This window comes from Enterobacter sp. BIGb0383 (assembly GCF_003751845.1).
In the GTDB taxonomy this organism is placed as follows: Bacteria; Pseudomonadota; Gammaproteobacteria; order Enterobacterales; family Enterobacteriaceae; genus BIGb0383.
This window is the reverse complement of sequence record NZ_RJKQ01000002.1, coordinates 1256476-1270633: the sequence shown is the minus strand read 5'-3', so window position 1 is coordinate 1270633 and position 14158 is coordinate 1256476. Positions and strand designations below refer to the sequence as shown.

Annotated in this window: 16 protein-coding genes; 13 read left to right on the top strand and 3 right to left on the bottom strand. The window is 58.2% G+C overall.

The window, feature by feature from the left end; all coding sequences use genetic code 11:
• Nucleotides 1-33 precede the first annotated feature (33 nt).
• Nucleotides 34-1032 carry a class 1 fructose-bisphosphatase gene (gene fbp, locus EDF81_RS14340; protein ID WP_123348788.1) on the bottom strand — a complete coding sequence of 333 codons (999 nt, stop codon included), beginning with the start codon at nt 1030-1032 and terminating at the stop codon, nt 34-36.
• Between the two features lie 175 nt (nt 1033-1207).
• On the opposite strand from fbp, the gene mpl reads away from it, so the two are divergent.
• Nucleotides 1208-2590, top strand: a complete 1383-nt coding sequence (gene mpl / locus EDF81_RS14335) for a UDP-N-acetylmuramate:L-alanyl-gamma-D-glutamyl-meso-diaminopimelate ligase (protein WP_123348787.1) — start codon at nt 1208-1210, stop codon at nt 2588-2590.
• A gap of 48 nt (nt 2591-2638) precedes the next feature.
• Here the strand turns inward: mpl and yjgA are convergent, their stop codons facing one another.
• The gene (yjgA, locus tag EDF81_RS14330) at nt 2639-3190 is read right to left on the bottom strand and encodes a ribosome biogenesis factor YjgA (RefSeq protein ID WP_123348786.1); all 552 of its coding nucleotides are present in this window, start codon (nt 3188-3190) and stop codon (nt 2639-2641) included.
• Nucleotides 3191-3284: 94 nt separating this feature from the next.
• On the opposite strand from yjgA, the gene pmbA reads away from it, so the two are divergent.
• Both pmbA and cybC read left to right on the top strand, forming a co-directional pair.
• The gene (gene pmbA, locus EDF81_RS14325) at nt 3285-4637 is read left to right on the top strand and encodes a metalloprotease PmbA (protein ID WP_123348785.1); all 1353 of its coding nucleotides are present in this window, start codon (nt 3285-3287) and stop codon (nt 4635-4637) included.
• Between the two features lie 57 nt (nt 4638-4694).
• Nucleotides 4695-5081, top strand: coding sequence for a cytochrome b562 (cybC, locus tag EDF81_RS14320; protein WP_123348784.1), 387 nt, complete (start codon nt 4695-4697; stop codon nt 5079-5081).
• Between the two features lie 38 nt (nt 5082-5119).
• Here cybC and EDF81_RS14315 read toward each other — a convergent pair whose 3' ends face one another.
• Nucleotides 5120-5512 carry a nuclear transport factor 2 family protein gene (locus EDF81_RS14315; protein WP_123348783.1) on the bottom strand — a complete coding sequence of 131 codons (393 nt, stop codon included), beginning with the start codon at nt 5510-5512 and terminating at the stop codon, nt 5120-5122.
• Between the two features lie 94 nt (nt 5513-5606).
• On the opposite strand from EDF81_RS14315, the gene EDF81_RS14310 reads away from it, so the two are divergent.
• The 10 genes from EDF81_RS14310 (at nt 5607) to EDF81_RS14265 (ending at nt 14018) form a co-directional block, all read left to right on the top strand.
• Complete coding sequence (locus tag EDF81_RS14310) at nt 5607-6341, top strand: helix-turn-helix domain-containing protein (protein ID WP_123348782.1); 735 nt, start codon at nt 5607-5609, stop codon at nt 6339-6341.
• Between the two features lie 246 nt (nt 6342-6587).
• A complete protein-coding gene (locus EDF81_RS14305; RefSeq protein ID WP_123348781.1) occupies nt 6588-6917 on the top strand; it encodes a glycine dehydrogenase in 330 nt (109 codons plus the stop codon).
• 10 nt (nt 6918-6927) lie between these two features.
• Nucleotides 6928-7290, top strand: a complete 363-nt coding sequence (locus EDF81_RS14300) for an SFCGS family glycine-rich protein (RefSeq protein ID WP_123348780.1) — start codon at nt 6928-6930, stop codon at nt 7288-7290.
• Nucleotides 7291-7294: 4 nt separating this feature from the next.
• On the top strand, nt 7295-7591 hold the full coding sequence (locus tag EDF81_RS14295; RefSeq protein ID WP_123348779.1) for a DUF4312 family protein: 297 nt from the start codon (nt 7295-7297) through the stop codon (nt 7589-7591).
• A 47-nt stretch (nt 7592-7638) separates the two neighbouring features.
• Nucleotides 7639-8415: a DUF4311 domain-containing protein gene (locus tag EDF81_RS14290; RefSeq protein ID WP_123348778.1), complete on the top strand. Its 777-nt coding sequence runs from the start codon at nt 7639-7641 to the stop codon at nt 8413-8415.
• Nucleotides 8416-8427: 12 nt separating this feature from the next.
• Entirely contained in the window at nt 8428-9072 is a 645-nt protein-coding gene (locus EDF81_RS14285; protein WP_123348777.1) for a DUF4310 family protein, read from the top strand.
• A gap of 41 nt (nt 9073-9113) precedes the next feature.
• The gene (locus tag EDF81_RS14280) at nt 9114-10247 is read left to right on the top strand and encodes an amidohydrolase/deacetylase family metallohydrolase (protein ID WP_123348776.1); all 1134 of its coding nucleotides are present in this window, start codon (nt 9114-9116) and stop codon (nt 10245-10247) included.
• Nucleotides 10231-11349, top strand: coding sequence for a DgaE family pyridoxal phosphate-dependent ammonia lyase (locus EDF81_RS14275; protein WP_123348775.1), 1119 nt, complete (start codon nt 10231-10233; stop codon nt 11347-11349). Before EDF81_RS14280 ends, EDF81_RS14275 begins: the two co-directional genes overlap by 17 nt.
• Nucleotides 11346-12086: a 2-dehydro-3-deoxy-phosphogluconate aldolase gene (locus EDF81_RS14270; RefSeq protein ID WP_123348774.1), complete on the top strand. Its 741-nt coding sequence runs from the start codon at nt 11346-11348 to the stop codon at nt 12084-12086. The genes EDF81_RS14275 and EDF81_RS14270 overlap by 4 nt, the downstream gene beginning before the upstream one ends.
• Before the next feature lie 21 nt (nt 12087-12107).
• A complete protein-coding gene (locus tag EDF81_RS14265; RefSeq protein WP_123348773.1) occupies nt 12108-14018 on the top strand; it encodes a transcription antiterminator in 1911 nt (636 codons plus the stop codon).
• Nucleotides 14019-14158 lie beyond the last annotated feature (140 nt).

Here is a 14158-nt window from a genome sequence, read left to right as displayed (position 1 = left end):
GCGGTATGCGGCGCTTTTCCCATTCACGGTTGCTTACGCGTCCGGGAACTCACGCATAAAGCGCTCAACGTCGTCAACCATATGCTCGTTGCCAACGAAGAACGGACGGCGCTGGTGCAGGCTTTCCGGGACGATATCCAGAATACGATCTTTACCGTCGCTGGCTTTACCGCCGGCCTGTTCCGCGAGGAACGCCATCGGGTTGCACTCGTACAGCAGGCGCAGTTTCCCTTCCGGGTGGCTGGCGGTGCTTGGGTAGAGGTAGATCCCGCCTTTCAACAGGTTACGGTGGAAGTCCGCTACCAGCGAGCCGATATAGCGCGTGGTGTACGGGCGCTGGGTCGCTTTATCTTCTTCCTGGCAGAACTTGAGGTATTTCTTCACGCCCTGCGGGAATTTGATGTAGTTCCCTTCGTTAATGGAGTAGGTGGTGCCCTGCTCCGGGAAGCGCATACGCTCCTGGCACAGACAGAACACACCCAGAGACGGGTCGTAGGTGAAGGCGTGTACGCCACAGCCGGTGGTATAGACCAGCATGGTGGAGGAGCCATACACCACATAGCCTGCCGCAACCTGGGCGCTGCCCGGCTGCAGGAAGTCTTCTTCCGTTACCGGCGTACCGACCGGCGTCACGCGGCGATAGATAGAGAAGATGGTGCCGACAGAGACGTTAACGTCGATGTTGGAGGAGCCGTCCAGCGGGTCCATCAGCACCACGTATTTTGCATGCTCATAGCCGTCAAAGACCACGATCTCGTCTTCTTCTTCGGACGCGATACCGGCCACGATGTCGCGGGCGCGCAGCGCAGCCTTCAGTTTTTCATTGGCGAACAGATCGAGTTTCTGCTGCACCTCGCCCTGTACGTTCTCGGCGCCGCTGGCCCCGAGAATATCCACCAGACCGGCCTTGTTAATGTCGCGGTGGATGATTTTGGCGCCCAGCTTTATCGCCGACAGCAGCGAAGTCAGCTCACCGGTAGCGTGAGAGAACTCATGCTGTTTCTCAACGATAAATTCACCTAACGTTTTCATAACCTTTCCCTGCATTTTGTATGGAGTAAAGCGAACTGCAACAATACTAACAAAGATTCAAAATTTAGCGCACAGGTGAATCGCGCCAGCACACTACGGAATATCCTGAAATGCATTTCCGTGATGGCGGACATATGAGTAGAATGTGCCCCGGCTAAAAAAAGGATAGAGATGTATGCGTATTCATATTTTGGGAATCTGTGGCACGTTTATGGGCGGGCTGGCGTTGCTGGCGCGTTCGCTGGGTCATGACGTTACCGGCTCGGATGCCAATGTGTATCCGCCGATGAGCACGCTGCTGGAAAAGCAGGGTATTGATCTGATTCAGGGTTACGATCCGCAGCAGCTCGATCCTCAGCCGGATCTGGTGATTATCGGCAACGCCCTGTCGCGTGGGAATCCCTGCGTCGAAGCGGTGCTGGAAAAGAACATTCCGTTTATGTCGGGCCCGCAGTGGCTGCACGACTTTGTTCTGCGCGACCGCTGGGTGCTGGCTGTCGCCGGGACGCACGGCAAAACCACTACCGCCGGGATGGTGACCTGGATCCTCGACGCCTGCGGCTATCAGCCGGGCTTTGTGATCGGCGGCGTACCGGGGAACTTCGACGTCTCCGCACGTCTGGGCGACAGTTCATTCTTTGTGATTGAAGCCGACGAATATGACTGCGCCTTCTTCGATAAACGCTCCAAATTCGTTCACTACTGCCCGCGCACGCTGATCCTCAATAACCTTGAGTTCGATCACGCGGACATCTTTGACGATCTTAAAGACATCCAGAAGCAGTTCCATCACCTGGTGCGTATCGTACCGGGGCAGGGCAGAATTATCTGGCCGGAAAATGACGCTAATCTGAAGCAAACCATCGGCATGGGCTGCTGGAGCGAGCAGGAGCTGGTGGGCGAGCAGGGCCACTGGCAGGCGAAGAAGCTGAGCAACGACGCCTCCGAGTGGGAAGTGTGGCTGGATGGTGAAAGCGTCGGGCAGGTCAACTGGGGCCTGGTCGGCGAACACAATATGCATAACGGCCTGATGGCGATTGCCGCTGCACGGCACGTTGGCGTGGCGCCGGCCGATGCCGCCAATGCGCTGGGCGGTTTTATCAACGCCCGCCGTCGTCTTGAGCTGCGCGGTGAAGCCCACGGCGTGACCGTCTATGACGATTTTGCCCATCATCCGACGGCGATTCTGGCCACCCTGGCAGCGTTACGTGGCAAAGTGGGCGGGACCGCACGGATTATTGCCGTGCTGGAGCCGCGCTCCAACACCATGAAAATGGGCGTCAGCAAAACCGATCTGGCTCCGTCGCTGGGCCGGGCCGATGAAGTCTTCCTGCTGCAGCCGCAGCATATTCCGTGGCAGGTTGCCGAAGTCGCGGAATCCTGCGTTCAGCCTGCGTACTGGAGCGCCGACGTCGATACGTTGGCGGATATGGTGGTGAAAACCGCGCAGCCGGGCGATCACATTCTGGTGATGAGCAACGGCGGGTTTGGTGGGATCCATCAGAAACTGCTGGACGGGCTGGCGAAAAAGGCAGCCGCGGCGGCGGAACAGGACTAACGTTGTGAACGTTGAGGTGAGGGCATTAGCCCTCACCCGACAACAGGCTTACTCTTCGCTCTCTGCCAGCTCGCGCAGATACTGGAAAATCAGTCGCGCTGATTTCGGCGGTTTATTGCCTTCTTTCTCTTTTTGCGCGTTGCGGATCAGCGAACGCAGCTGCTGACGGTCGGCCTGCGGCCACAGATTCAGCACTTCCGGCACCGCGTCATCGCCCACTTCAATCAGACGGTCGCGAATTTGCTCCAGCTTATGGAAGAAGGAGACCTGCTGGTTATGGCGGTTTTTCAGCTTGTCCAGAGCCTGACGGATCGGTTCGACGTCACGGTTACGTAACATTTTGCCGATAAGCTGCATCTGACGACGACGGCCCTCTTTTTTGATTCGCTGCGCCAGTTCAATGGCATCGCGCAGATCCTGGTCCAGCGGGATTTTATCCAGCGCGTTTTTTCCCAGGTCCACCATTTCGGCACCAAGGCGTTTCAGCTCCTCGGCATCGCGTTTAATTTCACTCTTACTGACCCAGATAATTTCATCGTCTTCATCGTCGATTTCATCACCGGGAACATCGTCGAGCCAGTCATCGGGCTGCTTAGTCATCTCAGGCTCCTTAAAAAAGAGGCTAATGTTACCAGTTAAGGCGCGCACTGAAAAACGGTTCTCTGTTAGACTTCAAAGAAATTCTCTCTACATTATGGCATTCGCGATGAAAGTAATCACAGAAGTTGCAGAGCAGCGCAAAGTACTGGAAAAAGCCGTATCCACCGCGCTGGAACTCGCCTCCGCGCATTCAGACGGCGCGGAAGTGGCCGTGAGCAAAACCACCGGTATCGGTGTCAGCACCCGCTATGGCGAGGTGGAGAATGTCGAATTTAATAGCGATGGTGCGCTGGGCATCACCGTTTATCATCAGAACCGCAAAGGCAGCGCCTCATCGACCGACTTAAGCCCGGAGGCGATTGCCCGCACCGTGCAGGCGGCGCTGGATATTGCTCGCTATACCTCGCCGGACCCGTGCGCGGGCGTGGCGGACAAAGAGCTGCTGGCGTTTGACGCCCCGGATCTTGATCTGTTCCACCCGGCAGAAGTCAGCCCGGACGAAGCGATTGAACTGGCGGCCCGCGCTGAAAAAGCCTCTCTTGAAGCGGATAAGCGCATTACCAATACCGAAGGCGGCAGCTTTAATAGCCACTACGGCATCAAAGTGTTCGGCAACAGCCACGGCATGCTGCAAAGCTACTGCTCCACCCGTCATTCCCTGTCCAGCTGCGTGATTGCCGAACATAACGGTGATATGGAACGCGACTACGCCTACACCATTGGCCGGGCGCTGGGCGATCTGCAAAGCCCGGAGTGGGTCGGTGCCGAATGCGCCCGCCGTACGCTCTCACGCCTTGCTCCGCGTAAACTGTCCACCATGAAAGCGCCGGTTATTTTCGCCAATGAAGTCGCGACCGGCCTCTTCGGTCATCTGGTCGGGGCCATTGCCGGTGGGGCGGTCTACCGTAAATCCACCTTCCTGCTCGATTCTCTCGGCCAGCAAATTCTGCCGGAGTGGCTGACCATTGAAGAGCATCCGCACCTGCTGAAAGGCCTGGCCTCGACGCCGTTCGACAGCGAAGGTGTGATGACGTCCCGCCGCGATATTATTAAAGACGGCGTGCTGACCCAGTGGCTGCTGACTAACTACTCCGCGCGCAAGCTGGGGCTGAAAAGCACCGGGCACGCAGGTGGAATCCATAACTGGCGCATCAAAGGCCAGGGGCTGAGCTTCGAGCAGATGCTGAAAGAGATGGGCACCGGCCTGGTGGTCACTGAATTAATGGGCCAGGGCGTCAGCGGCGTGACCGGGGACTACTCCCGCGGTGCGTCCGGCTTCTGGGTCGAAAACGGCGAAATTCAGTATCCGGTGAGCGAAATCACCATCGCCGGTAACCTTAAAGAGATGTGGCGCAGCATTGTTACCGTTGGTGACGATATCGAAACGCGCAGCAACATCCAGTGTGGTTCTGTACTGCTGCCGGAGATGAAAATCGCCGGACAGTAATCTGGCGGGCGTGGCGCGCTACGCCCACCTTTTTTATAACAATAAAGGAAGTGAGCAATGCGTAAACAACTCTTAACGATGCTGGCCGTCTCCTCTCTGGCGTTCGGTTCCGTGGCCTTTGCTGCGGACCTGGGTGAGGATATGGATACCCTGGCTGAAAACCTGCAGATCGTCCAGAAAACGAATGACGCAGGCGAGATGAAAACCGCCCTGAATGCGATGCGTACCGCTGCGCTGGACGCCCAGAAAGCGACCCCGCCGAAGCTCGAAGGTAAAGCGGCAGATAGCGCGGAGATGAAAGATTATCGCCACGGTTTTGACGTACTTGTCGGCCAGATCGACGGCGCGCTGAAGCTGGCCGAAGCCGGTAAAGTAAAAGAGGCACAGGCGGCCTCGGAAGAGTTTAAAACCACCCGCAACACATACCACAAGAAATACCGTTAATCCCTCCGCCAGTCGGTTTCACCGGCTGGCGTTTTTTCTTATGCGACACGCTGTCCCAGATCGGCATCCGCCGGATCGCCTGTGAGCAGACGGGTCAGTTCATCGCAGCGAACAATCCTGCCCTCACGACACTGAAAGTGTGCCAGAACCTCAATCCGACTGGTTTGCCCGTCCTGTTTTGTGACGTTGACCTGATGATGCGTTAGCACCGTGTCCCCATTATCTGCGATGGCCTTTACGTCAATTGTCATCCGGCGGGTGAGCGTTTTAAGCGTAGCCATATGGATCAGAAACTGTGCGTAATTGAGAACGTGACCGTCCACCTGCTGCTGATAATCCGGGTCAAACCAGCTGGCGATGCGTTCGGGGCTGTGGGCGGGTTCGCTAATTATCGCGAGCGCCTCAAGGACGGTACGGCGGTTAGTGTTCATCAGTGTCTCCTTATAGCAGAAGCCACAAGGATAACCGGCGATGTTGATGGCATAATAATCGCATTCAGACGTGATATACGGGGAATAAGCCATAATGACGCCATTTCACGCGACCAGACTTGAACATGACAACCGAACGCAAACGCCCAGCCATCATCATGCCGAAGGGCAGTTTTACTGGCTAACGAAGGGAATGATTTCCCTGATCACGCCCGGTGGGCAGTGGGCGTTGACGCCAGGCTGCGCAGGCTGGTTGCCGCCAGGATGTTTTCATCAGTCGGTGGCCTGCGGTGAAATACAGGGCTGGAGCCTGTTGCTTCCGCCCGACCTTTGCGACGCGATGCCGGGCGAACCCACGCTGGTGACGGCGGACGATTTTCTGACGGCACTGCTGGCTCGTCTGGCGCGTCGTGGGCAGGGGGATAGCGAGGCGGTCCGGCTACGGCTTATCGGCGTACTCCTGGATGCATTTTTGCAGTCGCCGACGGCGGCGCTTCAGTTGCTGCTTCCCGTTGATAAACGTGCCCGGACGGTCGCACAGCAATTACTGGCACACCCGGATGATGATCGTCGACAGGCAGATCTGGCTGCCTGTGCCGGGCTGAGCGGCCGTACGCTTAGCCGGTTGTTTATCGGGCAGACCGGTTTAACCTTTGCACGCTGGCGGCAACAGGCGCGGATCCTACGTTCGCTGGAGGGACTGGCGGCGGGGCTGCCAGTTGCACAGGTTGCAGCGCAGTATGGCTATGATAATACCAGCGCCTATATCGCCGTATTTCGTCAACGTTTCGGCGTCACGCCTGGCATCTATTTTCTTTCCGCCCGCTGATATTCATAAGTTTTTTTTATCCCCTTCCTTTCTGGCGGAAGCAATCTGACGGTCCTGAAGGCGTCTATGGACGCCAGTGCGATGCTTTCCCGGCAAAAGCCAGCACGAAATCTCCGGCCCGCACATTTATGTGGCATAGATCACTGATGCCTCGCCCCTTTCCACTTTGAAGTGGAAAACACCTCGCTACAAACTTTTCCCGGCTGACGTTAGTTTGATCCCAGCGCTATTGATGGGGTGAGACAAGTGAATAACGGAGCGGTAACACAGGACGCCGGGGATCGGGTGGAGCAGCTTGCCGAACGCATGCTGCAGCAGGTTTACAGCCTGCTGGCCAGCCAGAACATTATTCCCAATGCGGTACAGGAACAGATGCTGACCTCGCACGTGCGTGCGATGGCACACCGGTCGGTGACCGGCGAGCCGTTGCCGGAGGTGGATATCAGCCTGTTCGAAGAAATTTCAGCGGATTCGATGACCCTGGCCCGCCAGGTAGTCGCCGGGTTCGGCAATTTACCCGATGAAGAGTCCTGGCTGCTGTCAGTGCACTTTGAAGTCGCGAAAGAGAATCTGTAAGGAGCAAACGATGGAACAGATAACCGTAGTGATTGGTGATCGTCTGGGCAAGGGACAGAAAGTGGCTGCCGGTGTGGAAAAAGCAGGCGGCCGTGCGGTCGTGGTGCCGGGCGTGGCGGCGGATATGAAGCTGGGCGACGTGATGAAAGCTGAGAACGCGACTTTCGGCATCTCCTTCTGCGGCAGCGGCGGCGCGGGTGCGATTACCGCCCAGAGCAAGCACGGCTATAAAGCGAAATACGGGATGCGTTCAGTCGACGAAGGCGTAACGGCGATTAACGAAGGCAACAACGTGCTGGGCTTCGGCTTTATGGACAAAGAAGAGCTGGGCGAGCGTCTGGTGCTGGCCTGGAAGAAAAAATACGGCGTCTGAATCGATGAAAGATAACTTCACCACCACGGTCCGCGTCAGCGGCAAGGGCGAGTCTAAAGCGCGTGCGTTTTCCGACGCGCTCAACCAGGTACAGGCCGCGGTGATGAAGGCATCGCCGCATATCTTACTGCGTATCGAGCCACAGGATGTGCAGGTTGTTCGTGCGCAACAAGCGACGCGAAAAGAGGCATTTCTGTTTTTCTTTTTACGTCGGGAAAGACGTGCGTACAGCGTGGAGCTGGACGTCACCGTCAACGTGACCGCCATTAACCTCGACAAAGTGGACTTCGTCACGACATAACGCAACCCGGAGTGCCAGACACAAACCGGGTCAAAGAGGGCAGACAGATGTTCTTAATCATACTAATAAAATCACTCATTATCGGCGGCCTGGTGGGCGTCGGTGTGGGTGCCGGGGCTGCACGCATGTTTCATGCGCCCACCACTCAGGGGATGGGCGCGTTTCGTACGCTGGGGGAGCTGAACTCCTGTGAAGGGGACCCGGCGTCTCACTTCTCGTTTGGGCTGGGCTTCTTCTTTAACGCCTGGGCCTCGTCGGTTGCGGCGGGCTCCTTCACGCAGGACGTTGACCACCGCATTATCCCTAACTGGGGCGCGGCGGCGCTGATGCTGAAAAACCGTAACGTCGGCGAAACCCTGCACGATCCGAAGCGCATGGCGATTGCCTGCGGCGTGATCGGCATGATCGTGGTGACCTTCCTTAACCTGACCGCCTCTTCCGTGCCGGAAGCGCTGCAGGTCACGGCGGTGAAGGTTCTGGTCCCGGCAGCGAACCTGCTGGTAAACACCGTGATGCCGGTGATTTTCTGGCTGGCGGCCATCGATGCCGGTAAGAAATCGGGCTTCTGGGCCACCATCTTCGGCGGCTGCGCGCAGCTGATTATGGGCAACGCCGTACCGGGTCTGGTTCTGGGGATCCTGATCGGTAAAGGTGTGGAAGAGAGCGGCTGGAATCGCGTGACCAAAGTCATGATGACCGCCATCGTCGCGCTGTTTGTGCTGAGCGCCTTCTTCCGCGGTTTCGATATGAAGATGATCGAATCCTTCCATCTGACCGTGCCGAACTGGCTCGAACTGATCCACAACTCGCTCAGCGGCAAATAACAGGAGCCCGACATGGAACAGAATAAAGGTTTTTGGTATGCCGACTGGTCGTTCCCGATCTTTGTAGGCCTGCTCTCTTCCGGCGTCTTCGCTGGGACGCATATGTACTATCTGTACGGAATCGGCGCGTTTAACGAAGTGGCCTTCGTGGCGATGCTGAAAGCGGGTATGGATACCGGCGTGTACGGCGCGGTGGCGGCATTCGGTGCCAGCTTCCTGTTTGCCCGTATTATCGAAGGCTCGCTGGTGGGGATCCTCGATATCGGCGGTGCAATCCAGACCGGCGTGGGCCTCGGCGTTCCGGCGCTGCTGCTCGGCGCAGGGTTTGTCTTCCCGGTGGCGAACTTTATCGCTTCCCTGTTCACCGGTCTGGTGATTGGTCTGGCGATTGGCTACCTGATTATCCTGGCGCGTAAGTTCACCATCAATCAGAGCGACTCCACCTACGGGGCGGACGTGATGATGGGGGCCGGTAACGCCTCCGGCCGCTTCCTTGGGCCGCTGATTATCCTCAGCGCCATGACCGCCTCGATCCCGATCGGTGTCGGTTCTCTGGTGGGCGCGCTGCTGTTTTATATCTGGCAGAAGCCGATCACCGGCGGCGCGATCCTCGGTGCGATGCTGTTAGGTTCTTTCTTCCCGATTGCTATTAGCTAACCCAGCGGGCGCGACAGCGCCCGCTCTTACAGGAGATGCGTATGTTTGATTTACTCCTGCGCCGTGCGCGACAGGTGGACGATACGCTGACGGATATCGCCATCGTTGACGGCAAAATTGCCGCGCTGGGCGACCTGAACGGTCCGGCCCGGCAAAGCATCGATCTGGGCGGTGAATACTATGTCAGCGCTGGCTGGATCGATTCCCACGTCCACTGTTATCCCCGTTCGCCTATCTATCACGATGAGCCGGACAGCGTGGGTATTCGTACCGGCGTGACCACGGTGATCGACGCCGGAAGTACCGGGGCTGATGACGTAGACGACTTCTATACCCTGACCCGCAAGGCCGCAACAGAGGTTTATGCGTTGCTCAATATCTCCCGCGTGGGGCTGGTGGCGCAGAACGAACTGGCCAGCATGGCCCATGTCGACGGCGATGCGGTGCGCGACGCCCTGAAGCGTCACCCTGACTTTATCGTCGGCCTGAAGGCGCGAATGAGCAGTAGCGTGGTCGGTGAAAACGGCATTACGCCGCTGGAGAAAGCCAAAGCTTTCCAGCGTGAAAACGGCGATCTGCCGCTGATGGTGCATATCGGCAACACCCCGCCGGATCTCGACGAGATTGCCGCGCTGCTGACCTCAGGGGACATCATTACCCACTGCTATAACGGCAAGCCAAACCGAATTCTCACCCCGTCGGGTGAACTGCGCGCCTCGATTACCGACGCCATTCGGCGAGGCGTCCGGCTGGATGTGGGCCACGGCACCGCGAGCTTTAGCTTTGCGGTGGCGCAGCAGGCCATTCGGCAGGGCATTTTGCCCCATACCATCAGCTCGGATATCTACTGTCGCAACCGCCTTAACGGCCCGGTGGGCAGCCTGGCGAGCGTGATGTCTAAATTCCTCGCCATCGGCATGTCGCTGCCGCAGGTGATTGACTGCGTAACCCGTCATGCGGCCGACGGGCTGCGGCTGAGCCAGAAAGGTCGGCTGGACGTGGGCTGCGACGGGGATCTGACGATCTTCGCCCTGCGCAGGCAGCCGTGCCTGCTGGTGGATGCGGAGCAGGAAAGTTTACAGGCCGAACAGATGCTGGTGCCGCTGGCGGCGGTGCGGGCAGGTAAGGGCTGGTTGACCGAACAAGGGAGCGCTGAACATGCCTTCGATTTTTGAGAAATACGATTTAAAACAGGTGATTAACACGTCTGGCCGTATGACGGCGCTGGGCGTCTCCACCCCGCGACCGGAAGTGGTTGAGGCGGCGTTAAGTGGGATGAACCACTACTTCGAAATGAAGGACCTGGTGAACAAAACCGGGGAATACATCGCGAAGCTGCTGGACGTAGAAGGGGCGACCGTCGTCTCCTGCGCCTCGGCGGGCATTGCCCAGTCGGTGGCGGCGGTGCTGGTGAAAGACAGCGACTGGCTGCTGGAAAACCTGCACGTCACGCCAATTGAAAATAACGAAATTGTCCTGCCGAAAGGCCATAACGTGAACTTCGGTGCGCCGGTCGGCAGTATGGTGGCGCTGGGCGGCGGCCGTCTGGTCGAAGCGGGCTATGCCAACGAATGTTCGCCCCAGCAGCTGGCAGCGGCGATTACCCCGCGTACAGCGGCGATCCTCTATATCAAGTCCCACCACTGCGTGCAGAAAAGCATGCTTAGCGTCGAGCAGGCGGTCGCGGTCGCCCGCGAGCACGGCCTGCCGCTGATTGTCGATGCGGCGGCGGAAGAGGATCTGCAGTGCTACTACCGGGCCGGTGCGGACCTGGTGATCTACAGCGGCGCGAAGGCGATTGAAGGGCCGACCAGCGGTCTGGTGATCGGCAAAACCCGGTACGTGGAGTGGGTTAAACGCCAGTCGGCGGGGATTGGCCGGGCAATGAAGGTCGGGAAAGAGGGCATCCTCGGTCTGACCTGCGCCATCGAACACTACCTTACCGCCGCCAAAGAGAGCGGGGCGGAGATGGTGGCAAAAATGACCCCGTTTATTCAGCAGCTCAATGCCCTGGACGGCGTGACCGCTCGTGAAGTCTGGGACAGCGCCGGGCGCGATATCGCGAGAGCGGAGATTAAGTTTGATCAGAAGGTCACCGGGATTGGCGCAGGCGAGGTGGTCAGCGCGCTGAAGCAGGGCGAGTACGCTATCTATTTCCGTGGCTACAAAGCCAATGAAGGGATTATCGAAGCCGACGTGCGCAGCGTTAACGCGGCTCAGCTGGCGATTGTTGCCCGCCGTATCGAGGAAGTCTTACGTAAGGAGAATCACGCATGAAACTGACGCCCAATTTCTACCGCGACCGGGTGTGTCTGAACGTCCTGGCCGGGTCAAAATCTAACGCCAGCGCCATCTATGAAGCGGCGGAAGGTCACGTCCTGGTCGGCGTGCTGTCGAAAAACTACCCGGACGTCGCCAGCGCGGTGGCGGATATGCGTGAGTATGCGATGCTTATTGATAACGCGCTCTCGGTCGGCCTGGGCGCAGGCGATCCGAACCAGTCGGCGATGGTCAGCGAAATCTCCCGCCAGATCCAGCCTCAGCATGTGAACCAGGTCTTTACCGGCGTCGGCACCAGCCGGGCGCTGCTGGGCCAGAGCGAGACGGTGGTTAACGGTCTGGTGTCGCCCACCGGTACGCCGGGCAAGGTCAAAATCTCCACCGGCCCGCTGAGCAGCAAAGCGCTGGACGGGATTGTCGATGTGGAAACGGCCATTGCCCTGCTGAAGGATATGGGCGGTAGCTCGATCAAATATTTCCCGATGGGCGGGCTGAAGAGCCGTGCGGAGTTCCAGGCCGTGGCCGAAGCCTGCGCACGCCACGACTTCTGGCTGGAGCCAACCGGCGGGATCGATCTGGACAACTACGGCGAGATCCTGCAGATCGCCCTCGATGCCGGGGTCAGCAAAATCATCCCGCACATCTACAGCTCGATTATTGATAAGGCAAGCGGCGATACGCGCCCGGACGATGTCCGCACGCTGCTGGCACTCACCAAAAAATGCGTGGGCTAATAGTGATAAAAGGAAACTGACGTGCGATTCCCGAACCAACGCCTGGCGCAGCTGTTTGATATGCTGCAAAACGAAACGCTGCCGCAGGACGAACTGGCCCAGCGGCTGTCGGTTTCGACGCGGACCGTTCGGGCCGATATCACCGCGCTTAACGCCCTGCTGGAAGCCCACGGGGCGCAGTTTATCCTCAGCCGCGGCAACGGCTATCAGCTAAAAGTAGAGGACGCCTCGCGCTACCAGCGTCTGGAGGTGGCTCGTCCGCGTGGGCTGCGTATTCCGCGCAGCGGCCTGCAGCGGGTTCACTACCTGGTGGTGCGTTTTCTTACCTCCGCCTTCTCCCTCAAGCTGGAAGACCTGGCCGATGAGTGGTTTGTCAGCCGCGCAACCCTGCAGGGCGATATGGTTGACGTGCGCGAGTGGCTGGCGCGCTACCATCTGACCCTCGAAACCCGTCCGCGTCACGGCATGAAACTGTTCGGCAGCGAGGTGGCTATCCGCGCCTGTCTGACGGATCTGCTCTGGGATCTCAGCCAGCAGGATGCCGTCAGCGCGCCGATAGTCGATGAGGTGCTGAACGCGGGCGTGCCGGAACAGCTGATGGTGGTGCTGCATGATATCTTTACTCGCTTTGCTATCCGTCTGACCGATGAAGGCGAACGCTTTATTCGCCTTTACTGCGCCGTCTCGGTGCGGCGCATCAGCGAAGGCTATCCCCTGGCGGATTTCAGCGCCGATGACGTGGACGAGCGGGTACGCGATGCGGCGCGGGAAGTGGTTCAGGTCTTACAGCAGCTGGCCGGAAAACCGCTGTCGTCATCGGAAGAGAGCTGGCTGCGGGTGCATATTGCCGCTCGTCAGGTGCAGGATGCGGCTCCCAGCGCCATTAACGCCGATGATGATGAAGCCCTGGTGCTCTATATCCTGCGCTATATCAACAGCCACTATAACTACAATCTGCTCGATGATGCGCAGCTCCACGCGGACCTGCTGACCCATATCAAAACCATGATCACCCGGGTGCGCTACCAGATCATGATCCCCAATCCGCTGCTGGATAATATCAAGCAGCACTACCCGATGGCGTGGGACATGACCCTGGCGGCGGTCTCCAGCTGGGGGAAATACACGCCGTACAGTATCAGCGAAAATGAGATTGGTTTTCTGGTACTGCATATCGGCGTGGGCCTTGAGCGGCACTACAATATCGGCTATCAGCGCCATCCCCGGGTGCTGCTGGTGTGCGATACCGGTAATGCGATGGTGCGGATGATTGAGGCGGTGCTGCAGCGAAAATACCCGCAAATCGAGGTCACCGGCACCCTCACCCTGCGCGACTATGAGCAGCGCGAATCGGTCGCCGAAGACTTTGTGATCTCCACGGCGCGCATCGCGGAGAAGGATAAGCCGGTGGTGACCATCGCCCCGTTCCCGACCGACTACCAGCTGGAGCAGATTGGCAAACTGGTGCTGGTGGACCGTACCCGCCCGTGGATGCTGAACAAATATTTTGATGCCGCCCATTTCCGGGTGATTGAGGAGCCGGTCGACAGACAGACTCTGTTCCGGGAGTTGTGCGGCCAGCTTGAGCAGGAAGGTTTTGTTGACGCGGCGTTTCTTGATTCGGTGGTCGAGCGAGAAGCTATTGTCAGCACTATGCTCGGCGACGGTATCGCGCTGCCGCACTCCCTGGGACTGCTGGCAAAGAAAACCGTGGTCTATACGGTGCTGGCCCCGCAGGGGATCCGCTGGGGAGATGAAACGGCCCAGGTGATCTTTCTGCTGGCGATCAGCAAAAGCGAATATGAGGAGGCAATGGCCATCTACGATATATTCGTCACTTTCCTGCGCGAGCGCGCCATGGCAAGACTCTGTGGCTGTAAGGATTTCGCCGAATTTAAATCGGTGGCAATAGAGTGTCTGGGGCGTTTTTAACTCGCCTGAATTTATCCCTGGTGGTTTTAAATTCTGTATCCGGTGAAAGCTCTGGTCCGATCCTTTCCCAATATATAAATACGGGAGAGAGGGCTTTCTTATCTTGCCTTATAGTAAATTATTTCGCGCGTAGCGTATTT

What these genes read in the sequence shown, in the direction of transcription:
- EDF81_RS14280 (WP_123348776.1), top strand. Translation starts at nt 9,114, where the DNA reads ATGTTTGATTTACTCCTGCGCCGTGCGCGACAGGTGGACGATACGCTG.
- yjgA (WP_123348786.1), bottom strand. Translation starts at nt 3,190, where the DNA reads ATGACTAAGCAGCCCGATGACTGGCTCGACGATGTTCCCGGTGATGAA.
- EDF81_RS14275 (WP_123348775.1), top strand. Translation starts at nt 10,231, where the DNA reads ATGCCTTCGATTTTTGAGAAATACGATTTAAAACAGGTGATTAACACG.
- fbp (WP_123348788.1), bottom strand. Translation starts at nt 1,032, where the DNA reads ATGAAAACGTTAGGTGAATTTATCGTTGAGAAACAGCATGAGTTCTCT.
- EDF81_RS14295 (WP_123348779.1), top strand. Translation starts at nt 7,295, where the DNA reads ATGAAAGATAACTTCACCACCACGGTCCGCGTCAGCGGCAAGGGCGAG.
- EDF81_RS14290 (WP_123348778.1), top strand. Translation starts at nt 7,639, where the DNA reads ATGTTCTTAATCATACTAATAAAATCACTCATTATCGGCGGCCTGGTG.
- pmbA (WP_123348785.1), top strand. Translation starts at nt 3,285, where the DNA reads ATGGCATTCGCGATGAAAGTAATCACAGAAGTTGCAGAGCAGCGCAAA.
- EDF81_RS14270 (WP_123348774.1), top strand. Translation starts at nt 11,346, where the DNA reads ATGAAACTGACGCCCAATTTCTACCGCGACCGGGTGTGTCTGAACGTC.
- mpl (WP_123348787.1), top strand. Translation starts at nt 1,208, where the DNA reads ATGCGTATTCATATTTTGGGAATCTGTGGCACGTTTATGGGCGGGCTG.
- cybC (WP_123348784.1), top strand. Translation starts at nt 4,695, where the DNA reads ATGCGTAAACAACTCTTAACGATGCTGGCCGTCTCCTCTCTGGCGTTC.
- EDF81_RS14315 (WP_123348783.1), bottom strand. Translation starts at nt 5,512, where the DNA reads ATGAACACTAACCGCCGTACCGTCCTTGAGGCGCTCGCGATAATTAGC.
- EDF81_RS14300 (WP_123348780.1), top strand. Translation starts at nt 6,928, where the DNA reads ATGGAACAGATAACCGTAGTGATTGGTGATCGTCTGGGCAAGGGACAG.
- EDF81_RS14285 (WP_123348777.1), top strand. Translation starts at nt 8,428, where the DNA reads ATGGAACAGAATAAAGGTTTTTGGTATGCCGACTGGTCGTTCCCGATC.
- EDF81_RS14310 (WP_123348782.1), top strand. Translation starts at nt 5,607, where the DNA reads ATGACGCCATTTCACGCGACCAGACTTGAACATGACAACCGAACGCAA.